Below are 19,543 nucleotides of genomic sequence, written 5' to 3'. Positions count from 1 at the left end.
TTCCTTTCCCTCCGGAGGGGGGAAAGGTGGCGCTGCGAAGCAGCGACGGATTGGGGGAACCACCTGGCAATCAAGCCGAGGCCTGATCAGTCACGCCAGTCACAGAAGATACGTTGCATAGACAAAGTGGGGGAGATGTCCGGCAGGACAGGGGGCGCGAACGATCGCGACACTCGTTGCGCCAGCTAACTCCGCTTCAGCACCTTCCCCAGCTTGAAGAACTCCTTCCACGGGTCGGCCTTCTTCAGCTCGTTCAGCGTCGTCTTATCCCCAAGCGGGAACGCATTCGGTGCCAGGCCCTTCTTTATCTCCGGCCAGGTCGCCGGCATCGATATCGTCGCGCCCTTCTTGGCGCGCGAGGAATAGGGCGCGACGGTGGTCGAGCCCCTGCCGTTGCGCAGATAGTCGACGAAGATCTTGCCGGTGCGCGCCTTCTTCGACAGCGTCGCCGTATATCGGTCGGGCGCGGCCTGCTCGAGCGCGCGGGCGAAATCATGCGCGAAATCCTTGACCTCGTCCCACTCCGCCGACGGCTTCAGCGGCACCAGCACGTGATAGCCCTTGCCGCCTGAGGTCTTGACCAGGTTCGGCAGCGACAGCTCGTTGAGCTGCTCGTGGATGTCGAGCGCGGCCTCGCGCACGCGGCCGACATCGACGCCTTCGTCAGGATCGAGATCGAAGATGATCTGGTCCGGCTTTTCCAGCTTATCGATCGTCGAGCCCCAGATGTGCACCTCGACCACGCCGTACTGGACGAGCGCCGCCAGCCCGTCGAAATCCTTGATGAACAGTATCTCCTCGCCATCGGTCGGATCCTTCATCCTGGCGATCTTGTCGCTCATGCCGGGCGAGGCGTGTTTCTGGAAGAAGCGCTGGCCGTGGATGCCGTCCGGCGCCCGCACCAGGCTCAGCGGCCGGTTGACGACGAATTCTGCCATGCGCGGCCAGACCAGAGCGTAGTGATCGAGCAGGTCCCGCTTGGAAACCTTTTCGTCGGGCCATAGCAGCTTGTCGGGATGCGAGAGCTTGATCGAGGTCTTCGCCGTTCCGGCCGAGGGTTTCGGCGCGGTCTTTGCACCCGGCTTCGCCCCGGTTTCGGCCTTCTTCGGCTGTTCCTGCACGACTTCCTCCGCCGGCTTGTCCTCGCGCAACCCCTGGAACGAGGCGTGCCGGATTATACGGTCGGAAGTCCAGCTGCGGAACTCTACCTCGCCGACAAGTTCCGGCTTGACGAAGGTGAGGCCCTTGCCCTTGGGCACGGCGGCCGAGAACGGCGAGGCCGTCGCCTTGAGGCCGTCGAGCTTCTTCTTCAAATCCGTCATCACCTTGCCGGAAAAGCCGGTGCCGACACGGCCGGCGTAATGCAGCTTGCCGCCTTCGTTGAAGCCGACCAGCAGCGAGCGCAGGCCGCGCCCGGTCTTGTCCGAGGGCAGATAGCCGCCGATGACGAATTCCTGGCGCAGCGTGCATTTGGATTTGATCCAGGAGAGCCCCCGCCCACTGCGGTAGGGCGCGTCGGCGCGTTTCGATACCACGCCTTCCAGGCCCATGCGGCAGACATGCTGCAGCATGACCTTGCCCGGCTCGTGGAAATGGTCGCTGAAGCGCAGCGCCGAATGTTCGGGCTGCTGGCCCAGCAGCTCTGCCAGCGCCTGCTTGCGTTCGACCAAGGGTTCGCGGCGCAGGTCCCTGCCGTCGAGCCGCATCAGGTCGAAGACATAGTAGACGAAGCGGTCGGCGCGTCGGGCCGACAGGTCCGCCTGCAGCAAGGGGAAGGACGAGATGCCGCTGTCGGCCAAAACCACGATCTCGCCGTCGATGATGGCGTCGCGGCATTTCAGCCTGGCAAGCGCGCCGGTGACCGGACCATCGAATTTGTCCGTCCAGTCAAGACCGGCGCGAGTGAGCAGCCTGACCTCGCTGCCGGCGATCTGCGCCTGCATGCGGTAGCCGTCGAATTTGACTTCATGCAGCCAGTCCTCGCCGGCGGGCGCATCCTTTTCCAGCGTCGCCAGCTGCGGCTCGATGAATTCGAGACGCTTGCCAGGCCCGGCCTTGGTCTTGGCGGCAGCCGGCCTGTTGGATTGCCAGACTTTCGGTGTCTGCCCCCTGGCGGTCTTGCCTTCGCCCACCTCCTCGATGGTCAGGCCCGACTTCACCGATTTCGGTTCCTCCTCGAGAACATCCTCGCCGGGCCGGGCGGCGGCATCGTCGGATTTGATCAGCAGCCAGTTGTCGCGCTTCTCGCCCGGGCGGGGCCGCAGCCTGACCAGATGCCAGCGGCCGTTGAGCTTGTGGCCCTCGAGCTCGAAGTCGATATGGCCCTTCTTCATGCCCTTGGCCGGATCGCCATCCGGCGTCCACTTGCCTTCGTCCCAGACGATCACCGAGCCGCCGCCATATTGGGCCTTCGGAATGGTGCCTTCGAAGGACGCGTAGTCGATCGGGTGATCCTCGACATGCACGGCCAGCCGCTTCTCATGCGGATCGAGGCTCGGGCCGCGCGTCACCGCCCAGCTCCACAAGACGCCGTCATGCTCAAGCCGGAAATCATAATGGAGCCGCGTGGCGGCATGCTTCTGGACGACGAAGATGCCGCCGCCTTGCTTTTGCCTGCCGACCTTGCCGGCCGGCTCGGCGGTCTTCTTGAAGTCGCGCTTGGCGTGATACTGCTCGAGGCCGGCCATGCCGCCATCCTCCTATGCGGATTTGCGTTTTGGCGCGGCCTTGCTCTTGCTTTTCCCGGCCGCCGCTTTCGATGTGGCCTTGCCGGCTTTGCCGCCGCCTTCCGCGTTCAGGCTCTTCTTCAACGCATCGAACAGGTTGACCACGTTGGACGGCTTTGGCTGCGCCTTGGCCTTGGGCGCCTTCTTGCCCGCCTTCTTGGCGCGGATCAGCTCGAGCAGCGCCTCCTCGTAGCGGTCGTCGAATTTCGACGGGTCGAACTTCGTCTTCTTGCCGTCGATGATGTGCTGGGCCAGGTCGATCATCTCCTTGTCGGTCTTCGCCGCCGCGATGTCCTCGAACACCGTCGCCGGCCGGCGCACCGTGTCGTCGTAGCGCAAGGTGGTCAGCACCATGCCCTTGCCGAGCGGCTCGATCGCCACCGGCCGCTCGCGCCGATAAAGCACGATGCGCGCAAGCCCCGCCATCTTCCTGGCCGCCATCGCGTCGCGGATGACGGCGAAGGCTTCTTGCGACACCTCGTCCGCCGGGGAAACATAGTAGGGCGTGTCGAGGTAGATCTGCTCGATCGAGGATTTCTCGACGAAGCCGTCGAGGCTCATCGTGTGCGAGGATTCGATCTGCACCGCCTCGATCTCGTCCTCCTCGATATGGACGAAGTCGCCGTCGCTCAACTCATAGCCCTTGACCTCGTCGCCCTCTTCAAGCGGCTTGCCGGTGCCCGCATCGACATAGATGCGCTTCACGGTGTTGCCGGTCTTGCGGTTGAGGATGCGGAAAGAGACTTTCTCGGCATGAGTCACGACGTTGGTGAGCTCGATGGCGCATGTGACCAGCGACAGTTTGAGATAGCCCTTCCAAGCCGGGCGTGGTGCCATTGCGAACTCCTGCGCGATGCGGTTTCAATCGCAACGGACAGGGGTTCGCTTGGGTTCCGGGAGGGCTGGCCACGCAGCCTGCTATTCGGCGGCCTGCAGGTTGACCTTGCTTTCCGCGATCTCGGTGAGCTTGCGGTCCGTCGCCTCTTCTTCCTTGAGGTTCTTGGCCAGCACGTTGGCGCAGTCGCTGCGGCCGAGCTGCTTGGCCCAGGCGATCAGCGTGCCGTAGCGCGTTATCTCATAGTGCTCGACGGCCTGGGCGGAGGCGATCAGCGCAGCGTCCAGGACCTCCTTGTCGTCGACATCGCCGCTGACTTCGTCGGCCTCCGCGAGGATGCCGTCGATGGCCGGGCAATTGACGGTCTTGGCCTTGACGCCGTGCAGCTCGAACACCTGCTCGACCCGCTCGATGTGGCCCTTGGTCTGCGCGAGATGCTTCTCGAAGCCGCCCTTCAATTGCGGATCGGTCGCCTTGTCGATCATTTTCGGCAGCGATTTCTCGATCTGCTTCTCGGCATAATAGATGTCGCGCAGCGTGTGGATGAAGAGGTCGTCCAGCGTCTTGATGTCTTTCGAAAAGAAGCCCATGGCGGTTGCCTTTCCATGTTTCGCATTGTCGGGAAGTTGCGCGGCAGAGGGCCGCCAACACGGCCGGTTCGCCCCCGGCCTTGAGGGGTCAACGTCGTGTTCCGGGACAGGTTCCTGCCCGACCAGGCGCACGAAAGGAAATTCCCTGTCACCGGCCGGACGTGAAACAGATGCGCGCGCAAGCGACATCCGAACGAAACATATGTGATGCAAAAGTCACACGGAGCGGAATCGCGACGAAAGGCGCCGAAAGACCCCGAATCAGCCGCAATCCCGCCACGAAGCAACGTGTTTCGGACCAGAAATTAACATCACGTTCACCGACTATTCACGCCTCGACGCTATGCTCTCGAACAATTCGGACGGGACATCCGAAAGCGGGACAGGGACCAGGTAAATGAACTTCTGGAATCACATCGCCGGCTATGCCGCAGCCATTCGCGAATTCGTCGCGCCGACCTATCGGCCGGAGCGCTATTACATGCGCGGCCCAGGCCCGGCCTGCGCGCGCCGCGGCAACTCGCTGGGCGTCGGCGTGAACTGATCATGACCCGCGAACGAGCCCACCATGGCCGCATCTGCCGGCCGGCCGCCGACCAGCGCGCCACCACCTATCGCGCCGAGCGGTTGACGCTCGCCGGCAACTGGCGTGCGACAACGCCGCGACTTTGACGCCGCCGCCGGCTGCCTTAGTGTCTCCCCTAGCTTAGTGCCTAGGGTCACAAGCAGCCGGGGCCGCCATGACCGACCTGCCCGAACGTCCCATCTTGCCGCGCCGGGCCTATGACGCCCGCCAGCCGCTGATCGTGTTCGACGGCGTCTGCGTGTTCTGCTCGGGCTTCGTTCAGCTCATCCTCAAGCTCGACCGGAAAAGACGTTTCCGCTTCGCCACCGCGCAGTCGCCGCTCGGCGAGGCGCTGTTTCGCGAGCACGGCCTGCCGACCGACGACTACGACAGCAACCTCGCCATCATCGACGGCGCGGCCTACACGAAGCTCGACAGCTTCGTCGCGGTCATGGCCGCGCTCGGCTGGCCATGGCGCGCCGCGAAGGCGCTGCTCATCCTGCCGCGGCCGCTGCGCGACTGGCTTTATGACCGCGTCGCCAAGAACCGCTACGCGCTGTTCGGCCGGAAAGACAGTTGCGAGATACCTTCGGCCAAGTTGCGGGAGCGATTGATCGGCTGACGGCGGTTACGGCAGGCTTGGGGCAAGGCATGAAGCTTCTCATCGTCGGCGGCTACGGCACCTTCGGGGGACGCATCGTCCGATTGCTGGAGAACGAGCCACGCCTCGAGCTCATCATCGCCGGCCGGTCGCTCGCCAGGGCCGAGGCTTACTGCAAAGGACGGGGCGCGACCGAGGCCAGGCTCGTGCCGGCGGCATTCGACCGCGACGGCGACCTTGCCGCGCAACTCGCCGGCATGCTGCCCGACATCGTGGTCGACGCCAGCGGTCCGTTCCAGGCCTATGGCGAGGGGCGCCACCGGCTGGTCCAAGCCTGTATCGGTGCGCGCATCCACTATCTCGACCTTGCCGACGGTTCGGACTTCGTCGCCGGGGTATCAGCCTTCGACGCGGCGGCTAAGGCGGCCGGCGTGATGGTGCTCTCCGGCGTGTCGAGCTTTCCTGTGCTGACGGCGGCGGTCGTGCGGCGCCTTTCGGCCGGCATGGTGCGTGTCGACGGCATCCGCGGCGGCATTGCGCCATCGCCCTTCGCCGGCGTCGGCGAGAACGTCATCCGCGCCATTGCAAGCTATGCCGGCCGGCCGGTGCAGATGCTGCGGGGCGGCAGACCGGCCGAAGGTTATCCGCTCACCGAGCAGATGCGCTATACGATCGCGCCGCCCGGGCGCGTGCCGTTGAGAAACACGCTGTTCTCGCTGGTCGACGTGCCGGATTTGCGCGCGCTGCAGGCGTTGTGGCCGGAAACGAAGATGATCTGGATGGGCGCCGGCCCGGTGCCCGAGCTGCTGCACCGGGCGCTGATCGGCCTGGCTTGGCTGGTCCGCGCTGGCCTGGTGCGGTCGCTGTCGCCGCTGGCGCCGCTGATGCATTGGGCGACCAACCGGCTGTCATGGGGCGAGCATCGCGGCGGTATGTTCGTGGAGGTCGACGGCGCAGATGCAGAGGGCAGACCAAACAAGCGGTCCTGGCACCTGTTGGCCGAGGGCGATGACGGGCCGCTGATCCCGTCCATGGCGGTCGCGGCGATCGTCCGCAAGGCGCTCGACGGCCGCATGCCCGCGCCGGGCGCGCGGGCGGCCGTGCGCGACGTCGAGCTGGAGGACTATGAAACGCCGTTCGCCGGCAAGACGATTTACACCGGCTTCAGGGACGACACCGGCAAAGGGAAGGCGCTTTATCCCGATCTGCTCGGCGATGCGTGGGAAAGCCTTCCGGCTGAAATCCGCGCCATGCATGAGGGAGCGGCAATGGCGAATGGACGCGCCAGCATCGAACGCGGCGGCGGCATTCTTAGCCGGCTTGCCGCCCGCATGGCCGGCTTCCCACCTGGCGCGGCCGATGTCCCCGTCAAGGTGCGTTTCGCTGCCGACGGGCACGGTGAGACCTGGACGCGGACTTTCGCAACGTACGGTTTTTCGAGCCGGCAGTTTGCCGGGCGTGGCCGATCGGAGCGGCTGCTTTGCGAGCGCTTCGGCCCGCTCACCTTCGCCATGGCGTTGGTGGCGGGCAAGAACCGCCTGTCGCTCGTGCTGCGCCGCTGGAGCTTTCTCGGCCTGCCGCTGCCGATGTGGCTTTGTCCGCGCTCGACCGCGTACGAAACCGTCGAGGACGGCCGCTTCCGCTTCCATGTCGAGATATCGCACCCGGTCGCCGGGCTGATCGTGCGCTACCGCGGCTGGCTCGAGCCGTCGCACGGTTCAAGCACGGTGGGTTCGCCGGCCGTCTCGCCCAATTCGCGGCAGCCGGCGGCCGTGCACAGCGTCCAACCCTTCCCGGTGGCGCCGGACGCCGCGAGCACCAGGCGCGGCTGGGGTCCGATCCGCGGCGCATAGACCCACCAGCCGCTGCGCAGCATCGAGCCCTCCGGCGGCTCCATGCCGGCGCCGGAGCCCTTGACCCGCGCCTCGACGACCTGCAGCCCGGCCGGCAACACTTTCCAATCCTCCTGCCAGCGCGTCCGTTCCACCGAATGCGTCCAGGACAGCGTGAAGGCGGCGACGGCAAGCGTCACCGTCTTGCCGGCGGCGAGGATGCACAGGCTCATGCGGTCCCGGCCGCGGACAGCCGGCGGGCGCGCCACCAGTGCCAGCCGATCCAGACAAACGCCAGCGCCCAGCCGGTCTCGTCGGTGAGCGGCAATGCGGCCACCAGCAGCAGGCCGGCGCAGAACGCGACGAGACGCTCCCACCAGGCCATGCGGCGGGCGAGGAAGCCGACGGCGGCGGCGCCCCAGAGCACGATGCCCATGCAGGCCTTGATGAGGATATAGCCGACCTCGACGGGATAGCCGAACGACGCCGCGATGGGACCGGCGTCCTGCAGCATCAGCGCCGGCGTGTAGACGGCCATGAACGGCACGACGAAGCCGGCAATGGCGAGCTTGGTCGCCTGGATGCCGATCTTGAGGCCGCTTTCCTTGGCCATGGGCGCGGCGGCAAAGGCGGCGAGCGCCACCGGCGGGGTCAGGTCCGCCATGATGCCGAAATAGAAGACGAACATGTGGCTGACCACCAGCGGCACGCCCAGCGACAGCAGCGCCGGGCCGGCAAGCGAGGAGGTGATGATGTAATTCGGGATGGTCGGAATACCCATGCCGAGAACCAGGCAGGTGAGCATGGTCAACACCAGCGACAGGAACAGATTGTTCTCGCCGATGGAGATGATCCAACCGATGAAGGTGGAGGCGATGCCGGTGAGCGTCAGCGTGCCGATGACGATACCGACGATGGCGCAGGCGATGCCGACGGGCAGGGCGTTCTTGGCTCCTTCGGCAAGCGAGTCGACGCAAATGCGCAGCGTCTCGCGTCCGTCCTTGAAGGCGAGGCAGGCGATGACGAGCGCCGCGATGACGAGGCTCAGCACATTGACGCCGAAGCGCATGAAGGACGCCGCGGCAAGCCCGAGCGCCAGCCAGAAGACGAAGCGAAAGGCAAGCGGTCCGATCAACGCTGCCAGCGGCGTGCCGAGGATGAGCACGATGGTCAGCGCAAGGCCCATCGTGCCGGCGAAGATCGGCGTGTAGCCGGCAAACAACAGATAGACCAGCACCGCGAGCGGCAGCACGAGCGGCCAGTGCTTCCTGACCGCTTCCCAGGGATTGGGCAACTCCGCCTTGGCCATGCCGTGCAGGCCGGCCTTGCCGGCCTCCAGATGCACCTGCCAGAAGCAGGCCCCGAAATAGAGCAGCGCCGGGATGACCGCCGCCTTGACCACCTCGGCGTAAGGGACGTTCAGGGTCTCGGCCATGATGAAGGCGACGGCTCCCATCACCGGCGGCATAATCTGGCCGCCCATCGAGGAGGTCGCCTCGACCGCGCCGGCGAAGGCGGAGCGGAAGCCGAAGCGCTTCATCAGCGGGATGGTGAACTGGCCGCTGGCGACGACATTGGCGACGCCCGAACCGGAGATGGTGCCCATCAGCGCCGAGGACAGCACGCAGACCTGGGCCGGGCCGCCGCGCCACGAACCGACGAGACCGAGCGCGAAATCGTTGAACAGCGCGATCATGCCGGCCCGTTCGAGGAAGGCGGCAAAGACGACGAAGATGAAGATATAGGCCGCCGAAACATAGACCGGCGTGCCGTATATGCCTTCTGTGCCATAGGCGAAGGTGTCGACAAGCTGCGCGAAATCATAACCGCGATGGATGAAGGGCGGCGGCAAATGATTGCCAACGAAGCAATAGGCGAGGAAGATGAAGGCGATGACCGCCAGCGGCAGGCCCATCAGCCGTCTGGCGGCTTCGAAGACCAGCACCACCAGCAGCGCGCCGACGATCAGGTCCGGCGTGGTGAGGAAGCCGGAGCGGCGGATGAGGTCGGCATAGAAGACCCAATTGTAGAGGCCGGTGGCGAATCCCAGCACGCCGAGCGTCCAGAACACTGCTTTCGCCGCGGCGCTCCTGGCGCGCAGATTGGCGATCAGGCCGAAACCGAGCAGCAGCAGGAAGCCGACATGCATGGCCCGCACTACCTGGCTGGGCAGGCTGCCATAAGCGGCGATGTAGATCTGGAAGACGGAAAAGGCGACCGCAACCAGGAACGCCGCCTTGCCGGCGAGGCCTTCACCAAAACCGGGCGGCAGACCTTCGACTTGTTCCTCGGCGACGGGAAGATGGAACGTGGGCGGGTTGCCGTCGCTTGTTGTTGCGGGCTTGGCTTCGCTCATCCGACGGGCTCCAAGACGAACGAATGACAGTGCGAGGCACCCCCCTCTGCCCTGCCGGGCATCTTTCCCGCAAGGGGGGAGATTGGAAGCGTCAATGACGGCGCTCTTCCTGCTACACCGGCGATTGGCGAAGCGCGCGGCGACAGCCAATCTCCCCCCTTGCGGGGGAGATGGCCGGCAGGCCAGAGGGGGGTGCTTGGCGAAGACATCTCAGACTGCCGCGCTCCCTACTTCAGCAGCCCTTTTTCCCTGTAATATTTCTCCGCGCCGGGATGCAGCGCCACCGGCATGCCGTCCAGCGCCTTGGCCGGATCGATCGCCTTGGCGGCGGCATGGGCGGCTACCAACTGGTCGAGATGTTCGAACAGCAGCTTGGTCATCTGGTAGGCGGTCTCGTCGGAGACGTCGGCGCGGGTAATCAGGAAATTGCCGACCGCGGCGGTCGCGACATCTTCCGCCTGGCCTTCATAGGTGCCTTTCGGGATGACCACCGACAGATAGGGCGCGCCGATCTTGGCGACGTCCTCGGCCGGCACGGCGACGACATTGATGGGAACCGAGGTCGCGAGATCGCGGATGGAGGCAACGCCGAGGCCGGCAGACTGCAAGGTGGCATCGAGCTGGCGATTCTTGATCAACTCGACCGACTCGGCGAAGGGCAGATACTCGACCCGCCCGAGATCCTCGTATTTTAGGCCGGCGGCGGCGAAGATGGCGCGCGCGTTGAGCTCGGTGCCGGAGGCGGGCGCGCCGACCGACAGGCTCTTGCCCTTGAGGTCGGCGAGCGTCTTGATGCCGGAGTCCTGGCTGGCGACGATCTGGATGTAATTGGGATAGATGGCGGCAATGCCGCGCAGCTTGTCGAGCTTGCCCGGGAAGCCGGCCTCCGTATTGCCCTCGGCGGCCATCTTGACGGAATCGCCGAGCGCAAAGGCGATCTCGCCCTTGCCCTGCTGCAGCAGGTTGAGGTTCTCGACCGAAGCCTTGGTCGCCTGAACCTGGGTGCGCGAGCCCTCGATGCCCTTGCCGTAAATCTCCGACAGGGCGACGCCGAGCGGATAGTAGACGCCGGACGTGCCGCCGGTGAGCACATTGATGAATTCCTGCGCCCCGGCCGACACGGCGCCAAGGCCGAGCGACAAGGCCAGCGCGCCGGCGGCAATAGATTTGGTCCTGAAATTGAACATCGCGATTTCCTCCCTGAAAATGTCGGCCCGCAATCCGCCCCCTCCCGGCGAGCCCGCGACGAGTTTAGACGGCGGAAAGCAAATGCCAACCCGCAATTGCGTGCGTTAGACCAATGGTTGAGTAGCGGCGAACGACGGCTTGCGCTCGATGGCTTTGGGGGCGAAAGATTTTTCCGGCGCCTGTCGAAATCGGTCGATGCCGCACGACATAAGTCGGCACGCGACGATGCGGCCTTCAAGAAAACGGGAGAACTTCCATGCGTTACATGCTTTTGATCTACAATGACGAGGCCGCGATGGCGAACGTGTCGAAGGAGCAGACCCAGCAGGTGCTCGCGGCCTATGGCGCCTATACCGAGGCGCTGAAGAAATCCGGCGCGTACATCGCCGGCGAGCGGCTGCGCCCGACGCAGGCGGCCACCGCGGTCCGGATGGCGAACGGCAAGACCAACGTGCTCGACGGCCCCTATGCCGACACCAAGGAGCAACTGGCCGGCTTCTATATGATCGAGGCGGCCGACATCGACACGGCGATCGAATGGGCCGCGCGCTGCCCCGCGTCCAGCACCGGCACGGTCGAGCTGCGGCCGATCTGGGAAATGGCTGAATACGTAGCAGCCGCATAGCGATCCTACGATGCATGATCGCTCGCAGATCGCGCGGGCGGCCGCCGAAGCGGCCGCCCGGCGCAGCTACGGCAAGCTGGTCGCCTGGCTGGCGGCGCGCACGCGCGATGTCGCCGGCGCCGAGGACGCGCTGGCCGATGCCTTCGCCGCCGCGCTCGAACGCTGGCCGCGAACCGGCGTGCCGGCGCAGCCCGAAGCCTGGCTGCTCGCCGTGGCGCGGCGGCGCGACGTAGACGCCGTGCGGCGTCGTCTGACCCGCGAGGCGGCGCGCGATCATCTGCAGCTGATCGCCGAGGAAATGGAGGAGCGCGTGCGCGGCGAAGACCTGCCCGACGATCGACTGCGGCTGATGTTCGCCTGCGCCCATCCGGCGATCGAGGCCAGCGTGCGCGCGCCGCTGATCCTGCAGACGATCCTCGGTTTCGACGCCGCGACGATCGCCTCGGCCTTCCTGGTTTCGCCGGCGACTATGGGCCAGCGGCTGGTGCGGGCCAAAGCCCGCATCCGCGAGACAGGGATTCCGTTTCGCGTGCCGGAGCAGGCGGAACTGGGCGAGCGGCTGGGCGCGGTGCTCGAAGCGATCTACGCCACCTTCGCCGAGGGCTGGTCGGATCCGACCGGCACGGACAGCCGCCGGCGCAATCTCGCCGCCGAAGGCATCTGGCTTGGACGGCTGGTCGCCTCGTTGATGCCCGACGAGCCGGAGGCGCTCGGCTTGCTGGCGCTGATGCTTTTCGCCGAGGCGCGCCGCTCGGCGAGACGCGACCCGCAGGGCGACTTCGTGCCTTTGGTCGAGCAGGACATCGCGCTCTGGGACGACAGCCTGATCGACGAGGCGGAAGCCTTGCTGGTGCGCGCCGCGCAAAGGGGGATCATCGGCCGCTACCAGCTGGAGGCCGCCGTGCAGTCCGCCCATACGGCACGCCGGCGCGGCAGCGGCACCGACTGGGCGGCGATCCGCCAGCTGTATGATGCGCTGCAGGCCGTGGCCGGCTCGCCCGTGGTGGCGATCAACCGCGCGGTGGCGATCGCCGAAACCGAGGGCGCTACGGCCGGCCTAGCGGCGCTTTACGTGCTGGGCGACGACAAGCGGCTGGAGGACTACCAGCCCTATTGGGCGGCCCGCGCCGGGCTGTTGGCGAGACTCGGCAATATCAAGCAGGCGGCAGAATCCTACGACCGGGCGATCGGCCTCGAGCGCGACGCCGCGCTGCGGCGTTTCCTGCAGGGCGAGAAGGCGAAGCTCGTCAGGAATTAGGGCAATGCCAGGGAGATTGGCTGCAGCCTCCCGACCTCGTCATTCTAGGGCGGAGCAAGGAGCGAAGCGACGCGCGCAGACCCTAGAATCCATGCCGTTACCTTGGCCGAAGGATGCAAACGGCGCAGAATTCTGCACCGTTGCGGCGCGTCGAAGTCACGGAATGGATCCTCGGGTCTGCGCGCGTCGCTTCGCTCCTTGCTTCGCCCGTGGATGACGATGCCGGACCGTTTCGGCCAATCTCCAAGGCGTGCGATCTGCCAGCGCAACCGCTGCGCACTTGCCTGGAATTGCCCTAGGCCCACATCTCGTGCGTGGCGTTCAGCTTGCGCATCAGCTCATTCTCGCGCAGCCTCGCCCACAGGCGTTCGATGTTCGGCCAGGCGCCGCGCGCCTTCTGGACCTCGGGATGCCAGGCCACCAGCATGACGAGGTAGATGTCCGCCAGCGACAGCGTCTTGCCGGCCAGCCAGTCGCGGCCGGCCAAAGCCTGATCGAGAATGGCAAAGCCGCGATCCATCTCGGCGACCGCCGCCTGCTTAACCGGCTGCAGGCCGTCGCCATCGGTGGTGTAGCGTTGGGCATAATAGAGCCGCAGCACCGCCGGGTAGAGCACCGACGACATGAAAGCCAGCCAGCGCAGGAAATCGGCGCGGGCGGGCGAGCCCGCTTGCGGCGCGAGACGAGCTTCAGGGTGGCGCTCGGCGAGCAGGATGCAGATCGCCGCAGATTCGGTCAGCGAATGACCGTCCGGCAGTGTCAGCACGGGCACCTGGTTCAAAGGGCTGATGGCGAGGAAGGCCGGATCCGGCGGATCCTTCTTGGGTACGTCGATCTGCTCGAAGGGCACGCCGGCCATGGCAAGCGCCGCCTCGACGACGAAGCCGCCGCTGTTTGGGCGCGTATAGAGCTTGTACATGAAAACCCTCCCACCGGCCGATTGGGCCGGCGGCGATATGAGCCGGAAGCGGCGCCTGCCTCAAGCCGCCGACGAATGCCACCGGCGCCTTTTCAGCGGTCCAGTCCGTTCAGGCCCCCAGCCCGTCGAACAGGATGGTCGAGAGATAGCGCTCGGCGAAGGAGGGGATGACGACGACGAGGGTCTTGCCCTTGTTCTCCGGCCGAGAGCCGACGACGATTGCCGCCTGGAGTGCCGCGCCCGACGAGATGCCGACCGGAACGCCTTCGAGCCGGGCGACGAGACGCGCATTGGCGACCGAATCCTCGTTCGAGACCCTGACGACCTCGTCATAGATCGAGGTGTCGAGGATTTTGGGCGCAAAGCCTGCGCCGATGCCCTGGATCTTGTGTGGGCCGGGCTGGCCTCCCGACAGAACCGGCGAGGCTTCCGGCTCGACCGCCACGACGTGCAGCGAGGGCTTGCGCTTCTTCAGCACCTGGCCGACGCCGGTGATGGTGCCGCCGGTGCCAATGCCGGCAACGAAGATGTCGACCTCGCCATTGGTGTCGTTCCAGATTTCCTCGGCCGTGGTGCGGCGGTGGATTTCAGGATTGGCCGGGTTCTCGAACTGCTGCGGGATGATGGCGTTGGGCAGCGTCGCGGCGAGCTCGTCGGCCTTGGCGATTGCGCCCTTCATGCCTTTCGGGCCTTCGGTCAGCACCAGCTCGGCGCCGAGCAGCGCCAGCATCTTGCGGCGCTCGACCGACATCGTCTCCGGCATGGTGAGGATCAGCTTGTAGCCCTTGGCGGCGGCGGCGAAGGCGAGCGCGATGCCGGTGTTGCCGGAAGTCGGCTCGATCAGCGTGGTCTTGCCGGGCGAAATCTTGCCGGCCTCCTCCAGCGCCTCGATCATGGCGACGCCGATGCGGTCCTTGACGGAGGCGATCGGGTTGAAGAATTCGAGCTTGGCCAGAAGGTTGGCGACGATGCCCTTCTCCCTGGCGAACTTGTCCAGCCTGACCAGCGGCGTGTCGCCAATCGTCTCCGTGATCGAGTTGAAGACGCGGCCGCGGCCGGGCACGCGCGCGGAGGTGACGGGCTTGTTCATTGGTTTCGCTCCCAAGGCAATGGCACAGGCGGACAGAATAAGACTTTCAACCGCGCAAGATAGGCTGCGGCTGGAAAATATCCGAGTGGGGCGGTTGCTCAAAAGCGCCCGAGGCCGGAAATGCATTTTCCGCCACGCCGGGTTTCAGGAATAGTTTGGCCGAATTCGGGATCGGTTGAGATTGGAACCTATTGACGCGCCGCTATGGCGGCAGCCGCGCCCATCATGAAGCCGGCGGCGGTGCGGTTCAGCACCTTCAGCGCGCGCGGCGATTTCAGGAACCAGCGCGCCTTGGCCGCGAGCGCCAGATAAGGCACCAGCACCACGAACAGAACCGCCACAGTGAGCATCGCAAGAATCGCGTAGTCGGCGAGCGTGATCGTCTTCAGGTCGACGATGGTCGGCGTGATGGCGAGATAGAAGATCATCGTCTTGGGATTGCCGAGCGTCACCGTCAGCCCGGCGATGAAGCTCGACACCAGCCCGCCTTTGGCCTTCCGCGCCTCGACGGTCTCGGGCGTGATGCCGCTGGTCCAGAAGCGCCAGGCGAGGAAGGCGAGATAGGCGACGCCGGCCCATTTGATGGCGAGGAAGACCATGCCGAAGGTCTGGGCGACGAAAGCAAGCCCGAGCACGACGGCGGTGAGATAGGTGAGGTCGCCGAGCATCAGGCCGAACGACATGGCAAGCGAGGACCGGAAGCCGGAGCCGAGCGCGCGGGCGACAAGCGCCGTGACGCCGGGGCCCGGAATGGCGGCGGCGACGCCGAGCGCGGCGCTGTAGGCAAGGAATCCGGTGAGTGTCATTGGTTCTGGCCTGGCGTATGTGGGGCTGGGTTTTTATCACGATGCCGGATCGACGGTAATTCCCTCGCACTGGAATTCGTTACGCCAGCGCGACTGGCACGGGCATTTGGCCGGTCGCCCGGCGGGCGCCTTGGAGATTGGCTGGAGCGTCCCAACCTCGTCATCCACGGGCGGAGCAAGGAGCGAAGCGACGCGCGCAGACCCGAGGATCCATTCCGTGACCTCCGAGCGCCACAACGGTGCAGAATTCTGCGCCGCTGCACTCTTTGATCAGGGTCACGGAATGGATTCCAGGGTCTCCGCGACGCCGCTTCGCGGCTGCTCCGCCCTGGAATGACGAGGTTGGAGGAGCTACCCACCATACGTAATACGCCAGATCGTCCCGTTGCCGTCCTCGGTTAGAATCAGCGCGCCGTCCCTGGCCACGGCGACGCCGACCGGCCGGCCCCAGACCGCGTCGTCGGATATGACGAAGCCGGTGGCGAAGTCCTCGTATTCGCCGGTCGGCTTGCCGTCCTTGAATCTCAGCCGCACCACCTTGTAGCCGGTGCGGACATTGCGGTTCCACGAGCCGTGCAGCGTGACGAAGGCGTCGCCCTTAAAATCGGCCGGGAAGTTGGCGCCATCATAAAAGGCGATGTTGAGCGGCGCCGAATGCGCCTGCATCAGCACGTCCGGAACCGTGACCTTGCCGGCGAGATCGGGGCGGGCGCCCTTGTGGCGCGGGTCCTCATTGTCGCCGATATAATACCAGGGCCAGCCATAGAAGGCGCCTTCCTTCACGGCGGTGGCATATTCGAAGGGGGTGTTGTCGCCAAGCTCGTCGCGCTCGTTGACGACGCACCAGAGCGCGCCTGTCTCGGGCTGCATGGTCATGCCGGAACAGTTGCGCAGGCCGGTGGCGACCGTCCTGCGGTTGTTGCCGTCGGGGTCGAAGGCCAGCACGTCGGCGCGACCCTGTTCCGGACCCCAGGCCTCGCCCAGCGGCTGCGATTTCGTCCACGCCTCGACACCGCCCTTCGGCTTCGCGCCCATGTCCTCGGCGATGTTGGAGCCGGAACCGACCGACAGATAGAGCGTCTTGCCGTCGGGCGAGAAGGCGATGTCGCGCGTCCAGTGGTGGCTCGCGGGGACTTTGGCGACGATGGTTTCCGGCTTGCCCGACGCTTCCAGGTCGCCGTCGCGGTAGGGGAAGCGGACGACGCTATTGCTGTTGGCGACATAGACCCATTGCGGCTTGTCGCCCGGCGGGTAGAAGGCGATGCCGTAGGGCCGGGTCAGGCCCTTGGCGAAGATCGACTCCTGTGCAGGCTTGGCGCTGCCTTCTGCGAGGCGATAGACGCGCACCTGGCTCGCCCGGCTGTCGGCAACGAAGAGGTCGCCGTTCGGCGCCACCCGCACGACGCGAGGACTGTCGACGCCGGATGCGATCAGCTCGGCGGAAAAGCCGGGCGGAAGCTTTGGCTTAGCATCCTCAGGACGATCGGTGACGCCGCCGCCGTTGGAGGCGGACTCCGTCATATCGGGTTTCGGCAAATCCTCAGGTTTCAGCAGCCGGCGCACGCCCGGACGGTCGGCTTTCCAGTCGCCGAAAGCTTTTTCGCCGCTGAGCAAGGGCTGACCGGCCTGCTGCGCAAAGGCAGCCGTGGCAAAAACCAGTGCGAGGCCCGCAAGGCCGGCGATCCGCATCATGCTGTCCTCCGTCTCTGCCACTATGTCCTGCCTTCGGGTGCCTCAGTCGATAAGGCCCCGGAGATAGAACATATTGGGCTAACGATCGAAAAGAGAAGCTCGCGCACGTGACTTGCCGGCCTCAGGCCTCTTCGGGATCCAGATCGTCGTCGAGGCGCTTTTCCAACTCGACGAGATCAGCCGGCAGGGGCAGGCCCATGGCGCGCATCTCCCTCAATTTCTCGCGCAGCTGCTCCTGGATCTCGTGCTCGTCCTCGGGCTGGTTCACCATTTCCTCGAGCAGCAGGCTGATCTGGGCCTTGAGCGATTCCAGCGCCATGTTCTTCTCCTTTGCACCCTCAGCTGTGTCGAGGTTCAGGTCAGGCCAGCCTCACCTGAATATCGATACACCTAACGAAGCATGCGGGAAATCAGTTGTGCAGTGTAATCGACCATGGGCACGATGCGGGCGTAGTTCAGCCGGGTCGGCCCGATGACGCCAAGCGCGCCGACGACGCGGGCGTCCTTGTCGCGATAGGGGGCGACGACCAGCGAGGAGCCGGACAGCGAAAACAGCTTGTTCTCCGAGCCGATGAAGATGCGCACGCCAGGCCCCTCCTCGGCAAGGTCGAGGAGCTGCAGCAGCCCGTCCTGCGTTTCGAGGTCCTCGAACAAATGGCGTAGCAATTCGAGATCGGCCTGAGCGGTGACGTTTTCCAGGAGGTTGGCGCGGCCGCGCACGATAAGGCGCGCCGGCAGGCCGCTTTCGGCGCCGGCCCAGACCGCGAGGCCTTTCTCGACCAGATCCTGCGACAGCGTGTCGAGGGCCGCCCTGGTCTCGTCCTTGATGCGGGCGATTTCCGCCCGCGCCTCGGCCAGCGTCCGGCCACGGATATGCGCATTGAGGAAATTGGACGCCTCGTGCAGCTGCGACACGGTGGTGCCGGCCGGCAGGTCGACGACGCGGTTCTCGACATCGCCGTTCTGCGACACCAGCACGGCGAGCGCCTTTGCGGGCTCGAGCTGGATGAATTCGATGTGCTTCAGCGCCACCTCGTGCTTGGAGGCGAGCACGAGGCCGGCGCCGCGCGACATGCCCGACAGCATCTGGCTGGCCTCGGTCAGCATATGCTCCAGCGTCGCGCCCGAGCCGGAGGCGCGCACCTGCGCCTCGATGGTGCGGCGCTCGTCGTCGGAAAGGTCGCCGAGCTCCATGAAGGCGTCGACGAAGAAGCGCAGGCCGGTTTGGGTCGGCAGCCGCCCGGCGGAAACATGCGGCGCGTAGATCAGCCCCAGATGCTCGAGGTCGCTCATCACATTGCGGATGGTGGCCGGCGACAGCGACGAGGGCAGGATGCGCGACAGGCTGCGCGAGCCGACCGGCTCGCCGTCGCGCAGGTAGGAATCGACGATCCGCCGGAAAATATCGCGCGAGCGCATGTCGAGTGACTGAAGTACGGGCGACTGAGGCCCGGGCAACTGCGACGTCGGATCGACTGGTTTGTTCATTCCGGCGAGAAACCTCCTGCCGAAAGATATAGACTTAAGCCACAGCGGCGCAACCCGGTGCCGCGCTCGCGGTCACACGGTGCCGCGTTTGCGGTCACCGGTGGCGCGTTCGCAGTCGCGCGGCCCGTTTTCCTGCGCGGCGTCCTTTTCCTTTGCGACTTGCCCCGCATGCGTCTACAAGCCGGCCACGATTCCGGAAACGACAAGAAAGAAGGCCGAATGCGCCCCTCCAAACGCCAAGCCGACGAAATGCGCGCCATCTCCTTCGAGCGCGGCGTCTCCAAGCATGCCGAAGGCTCGTGCCTGGTGAAGTTCGGCGACACGCATGTCCTGTGCACGGCGAGCCTGGAGGAAAAGGTGCCGGCCTGGATGCGCAATTCCGGCAAGGGCTGGGTGACGGCCGAATACGGCATGCTGCCGCGCTCGACCGGCGAGCGCATGCGGCGCGAGGCCTCCGCCGGCAAGCAGGGCGGCCGCACGCTGGAGATCCAGCGGCTGATCGGCCGCTCGCTGCGCGCCGTGGTCGACCTGCAGGCGCTGGGCGAGCAGCAGATCACCGTCGACTGCGACGTCATCCAGGCCGATGGCGGCACCCGCACGGCCTCGATCACCGGCGGCTGGGTGGCGCTCTACGATTGCCTGCGCTGGATGGAAGCGCGCCAGATGGTGAGCGTCGCCAAGGTGCTGAAGGACCATGTCGCGGCGATTTCCTGCGGCATCCATGACGGCCAGCCGGTTATCGATCTCGACTACCTCGAGGATTCCTCGGCCGGCACCGACGCCAATTTCGTCATGACCGGCAAGGGCGGCATCGTCGAGATCCAGGGCACGGCCGAGGGCGAGCCTTTCTCCGAGGAGCAGTTCGCGGCGCTGATGGGCTTGGCGAAGAAGGGTATTTCGCGCCTGGTGAGCCTGCAGCAGATGGCGGTGGCTTAGGTTTTCGAATGCCGAGCCTAGGCCCCCCTCTCTGGC

At 65.7% G+C, this 19,543-nt stretch carries 18 protein-coding genes and 1 pseudogene; 7 read left to right on the top strand and 12 right to left on the bottom strand.

Annotated features, from left to right (window positions below; all coding sequences use genetic code 11):
* Positions 1-185 precede the first annotated feature (185 nt).
* The 3 genes from ligD to LB525_RS27190 all read right to left on the bottom strand — a co-directional run bounded on the left by ligD (position 186) and on the right by LB525_RS27190 (position 4,151).
* Positions 186-2,687 carry a DNA ligase D gene (ligD, locus tag LB525_RS27200; RefSeq protein WP_224549375.1) on the bottom strand — a complete coding sequence of 834 codons (2,502 nt, stop codon included), beginning with the start codon at positions 2,685-2,687 and terminating at the stop codon, positions 186-188.
* Between the two features lie 12 nt (positions 2,688-2,699).
* The gene (locus LB525_RS27195; RefSeq protein WP_224549374.1) at positions 2,700-3,563 is read right to left on the bottom strand and encodes a Ku protein; all 864 of its coding nucleotides are present in this window, start codon (positions 3,561-3,563) and stop codon (positions 2,700-2,702) included.
* Between the two features lie 81 nt (positions 3,564-3,644).
* Positions 3,645-4,151, bottom strand: coding sequence for a ferritin-like domain-containing protein (locus tag LB525_RS27190; RefSeq protein ID WP_095770182.1), 507 nt, complete (start codon positions 4,149-4,151; stop codon positions 3,645-3,647).
* A gap of 397 nt (positions 4,152-4,548) precedes the next feature.
* Here LB525_RS27190 and LB525_RS27185 point away from each other — a divergent pair, with 397 nt between their 5' ends.
* From LB525_RS27185 to LB525_RS27175, 4 genes and pseudogenes are all read left to right on the top strand, one after another.
* On the top strand, positions 4,549-4,695 hold the full coding sequence (locus LB525_RS27185; RefSeq protein WP_095770181.1) for a hypothetical protein: 147 nt from the start codon (positions 4,549-4,551) through the stop codon (positions 4,693-4,695).
* A 2-nt stretch (positions 4,696-4,697) separates the two neighbouring features.
* Entirely contained in the window at positions 4,698-4,823 is a 126-nt protein-coding gene (locus tag LB525_RS28620; protein ID WP_263481806.1) for a hypothetical protein, read from the top strand.
* A gap of 68 nt (positions 4,824-4,891) precedes the next feature.
* Positions 4,892-5,338, top strand: coding sequence for a thiol-disulfide oxidoreductase DCC family protein (locus LB525_RS27180; RefSeq protein WP_224549360.1), 447 nt, complete (start codon positions 4,892-4,894; stop codon positions 5,336-5,338).
* A 29-nt stretch (positions 5,339-5,367) separates the two neighbouring features.
* A pseudogene (locus tag LB525_RS27175) lies at positions 5,368-6,960 on the top strand (DUF4166 domain-containing protein); the annotation flags it as partial.
* 44 nt (positions 6,961-7,004) lie between these two features.
* Here the strand turns inward: LB525_RS27175 and LB525_RS27170 are convergent.
* From LB525_RS27170 to LB525_RS27160, 3 genes are all read right to left on the bottom strand, one after another.
* Entirely contained in the window at positions 7,005-7,382 is a 378-nt protein-coding gene (locus LB525_RS27170) for a DUF1850 domain-containing protein (RefSeq protein WP_224526172.1), read from the bottom strand.
* Positions 7,379-9,505: a TRAP transporter permease gene (locus LB525_RS27165; protein WP_224549357.1), complete on the bottom strand. Its 2,127-nt coding sequence runs from the start codon at positions 9,503-9,505 to the stop codon at positions 7,379-7,381. Before LB525_RS27165 ends, LB525_RS27170 begins: the two co-directional genes overlap by 4 nt.
* Positions 9,506-9,732: 227 nt before the next feature.
* Complete coding sequence (locus LB525_RS27160; protein WP_095770178.1) at positions 9,733-10,692, bottom strand: TAXI family TRAP transporter solute-binding subunit; 960 nt, start codon at positions 10,690-10,692, stop codon at positions 9,733-9,735.
* A 257-nt stretch (positions 10,693-10,949) separates the two neighbouring features.
* On the opposite strand from LB525_RS27160, the gene LB525_RS27155 reads away from it, so the two are divergent.
* The gene (locus LB525_RS27155; protein ID WP_095770177.1) at positions 10,950-11,318 is read left to right on the top strand and encodes a YciI family protein; all 369 of its coding nucleotides are present in this window, start codon (positions 10,950-10,952) and stop codon (positions 11,316-11,318) included.
* A 10-nt stretch (positions 11,319-11,328) separates the two neighbouring features.
* Positions 11,329-12,576 carry an RNA polymerase sigma factor gene (locus tag LB525_RS27150; RefSeq protein WP_224549355.1) on the top strand — a complete coding sequence of 416 codons (1,248 nt, stop codon included), beginning with the start codon at positions 11,329-11,331 and terminating at the stop codon, positions 12,574-12,576.
* 295 nt (positions 12,577-12,871) lie between these two features.
* On the opposite strand, the gene LB525_RS27145 is transcribed toward LB525_RS27150, so the two are convergent.
* The 6 genes from LB525_RS27145 to hrcA all read right to left on the bottom strand — a co-directional run bounded on the left by LB525_RS27145 (position 12,872) and on the right by hrcA (position 18,571).
* A complete protein-coding gene (locus LB525_RS27145) occupies positions 12,872-13,495 on the bottom strand; it encodes a glutathione S-transferase family protein (protein ID WP_224549353.1) in 624 nt (207 codons plus the stop codon).
* Between the two features lie 109 nt (positions 13,496-13,604).
* A complete protein-coding gene (gene cysK / locus LB525_RS27140; protein WP_095767924.1) occupies positions 13,605-14,585 on the bottom strand; it encodes a cysteine synthase A in 981 nt (326 codons plus the stop codon).
* Between the two features lie 188 nt (positions 14,586-14,773).
* The gene (locus LB525_RS27135; RefSeq protein WP_140645935.1) at positions 14,774-15,391 is read right to left on the bottom strand and encodes a LysE family translocator; all 618 of its coding nucleotides are present in this window, start codon (positions 15,389-15,391) and stop codon (positions 14,774-14,776) included.
* 351 nt (positions 15,392-15,742) lie between these two features.
* Positions 15,743-17,083 (bottom strand): PQQ-dependent sugar dehydrogenase, encoded by a 1,341-nt coding sequence (locus tag LB525_RS27130; protein WP_224549341.1) that lies wholly within the window; start codon positions 17,081-17,083, stop codon positions 15,743-15,745.
* A gap of 121 nt (positions 17,084-17,204) precedes the next feature.
* Complete coding sequence (locus tag LB525_RS27125) at positions 17,205-17,402, bottom strand: hypothetical protein (RefSeq protein ID WP_224549339.1); 198 nt, start codon at positions 17,400-17,402, stop codon at positions 17,205-17,207.
* 71 nt (positions 17,403-17,473) lie between these two features.
* Positions 17,474-18,571, bottom strand: coding sequence for a heat-inducible transcriptional repressor HrcA (hrcA, locus tag LB525_RS27120; protein WP_224549337.1), 1,098 nt, complete (start codon positions 18,569-18,571; stop codon positions 17,474-17,476).
* 219 nt (positions 18,572-18,790) lie between these two features.
* Between hrcA and rph the strand changes: the two genes are divergently transcribed.
* The gene (gene rph, locus LB525_RS27115) at positions 18,791-19,507 is read left to right on the top strand and encodes a ribonuclease PH (RefSeq protein WP_027169620.1); all 717 of its coding nucleotides are present in this window, start codon (positions 18,791-18,793) and stop codon (positions 19,505-19,507) included.
* The last annotated feature ends 36 nt before the right edge of the window (positions 19,508-19,543 follow it).

This window comes from Mesorhizobium sp. CA16, assembly GCF_020165175.1.
GTDB lineage: Bacteria > Pseudomonadota > Alphaproteobacteria > Rhizobiales > Rhizobiaceae > Mesorhizobium.
Note: the sequence above shows the minus strand (reverse complement) of the source record. Positions and strands in the feature narration are given on the sequence as shown.

What these genes read in the sequence shown, in the direction of transcription:
- LB525_RS27125 (WP_224549339.1), bottom strand. Translation starts at nt 17,402, where the DNA reads ATGGCGCTGGAATCGCTCAAGGCCCAGATCAGCCTGCTGCTCGAGGAA.
- LB525_RS27145 (WP_224549353.1), bottom strand. Translation starts at nt 13,495, where the DNA reads ATGTACAAGCTCTATACGCGCCCAAACAGCGGCGGCTTCGTCGTCGAG.
- LB525_RS27130 (WP_224549341.1), bottom strand. Translation starts at nt 17,083, where the DNA reads ATGATGCGGATCGCCGGCCTTGCGGGCCTCGCACTGGTTTTTGCCACG.
- LB525_RS27155 (WP_095770177.1), top strand. Translation starts at nt 10,950, where the DNA reads ATGCGTTACATGCTTTTGATCTACAATGACGAGGCCGCGATGGCGAAC.
- LB525_RS27170 (WP_224526172.1), bottom strand. Translation starts at nt 7,382, where the DNA reads ATGAGCCTGTGCATCCTCGCCGCCGGCAAGACGGTGACGCTTGCCGTC.
- LB525_RS27150 (WP_224549355.1), top strand. Translation starts at nt 11,329, where the DNA reads ATGCATGATCGCTCGCAGATCGCGCGGGCGGCCGCCGAAGCGGCCGCC.
- LB525_RS27190 (WP_095770182.1), bottom strand. Translation starts at nt 4,151, where the DNA reads ATGGGCTTCTTTTCGAAAGACATCAAGACGCTGGACGACCTCTTCATC.
- hrcA (WP_224549337.1), bottom strand. Translation starts at nt 18,571, where the DNA reads ATGAACAAACCAGTCGATCCGACGTCGCAGTTGCCCGGGCCTCAGTCG.
- LB525_RS27185 (WP_095770181.1), top strand. Translation starts at nt 4,549, where the DNA reads ATGAACTTCTGGAATCACATCGCCGGCTATGCCGCAGCCATTCGCGAA.
- LB525_RS27135 (WP_140645935.1), bottom strand. Translation starts at nt 15,391, where the DNA reads ATGACACTCACCGGATTCCTTGCCTACAGCGCCGCGCTCGGCGTCGCC.
- LB525_RS27195 (WP_224549374.1), bottom strand. Translation starts at nt 3,563, where the DNA reads ATGGCACCACGCCCGGCTTGGAAGGGCTATCTCAAACTGTCGCTGGTC.
- LB525_RS27165 (WP_224549357.1), bottom strand. Translation starts at nt 9,505, where the DNA reads ATGAGCGAAGCCAAGCCCGCAACAACAAGCGACGGCAACCCGCCCACG.
- LB525_RS28620 (WP_263481806.1), top strand. Translation starts at nt 4,698, where the DNA reads ATGACCCGCGAACGAGCCCACCATGGCCGCATCTGCCGGCCGGCCGCC.
- cysK (WP_095767924.1), bottom strand. Translation starts at nt 14,585, where the DNA reads ATGAACAAGCCCGTCACCTCCGCGCGCGTGCCCGGCCGCGGCCGCGTC.
- LB525_RS27160 (WP_095770178.1), bottom strand. Translation starts at nt 10,692, where the DNA reads ATGTTCAATTTCAGGACCAAATCTATTGCCGCCGGCGCGCTGGCCTTG.
- LB525_RS27180 (WP_224549360.1), top strand. Translation starts at nt 4,892, where the DNA reads ATGACCGACCTGCCCGAACGTCCCATCTTGCCGCGCCGGGCCTATGAC.
- rph (WP_027169620.1), top strand. Translation starts at nt 18,791, where the DNA reads ATGCGCCCCTCCAAACGCCAAGCCGACGAAATGCGCGCCATCTCCTTC.
- ligD (WP_224549375.1), bottom strand. Translation starts at nt 2,687, where the DNA reads ATGGCCGGCCTCGAGCAGTATCACGCCAAGCGCGACTTCAAGAAGACC.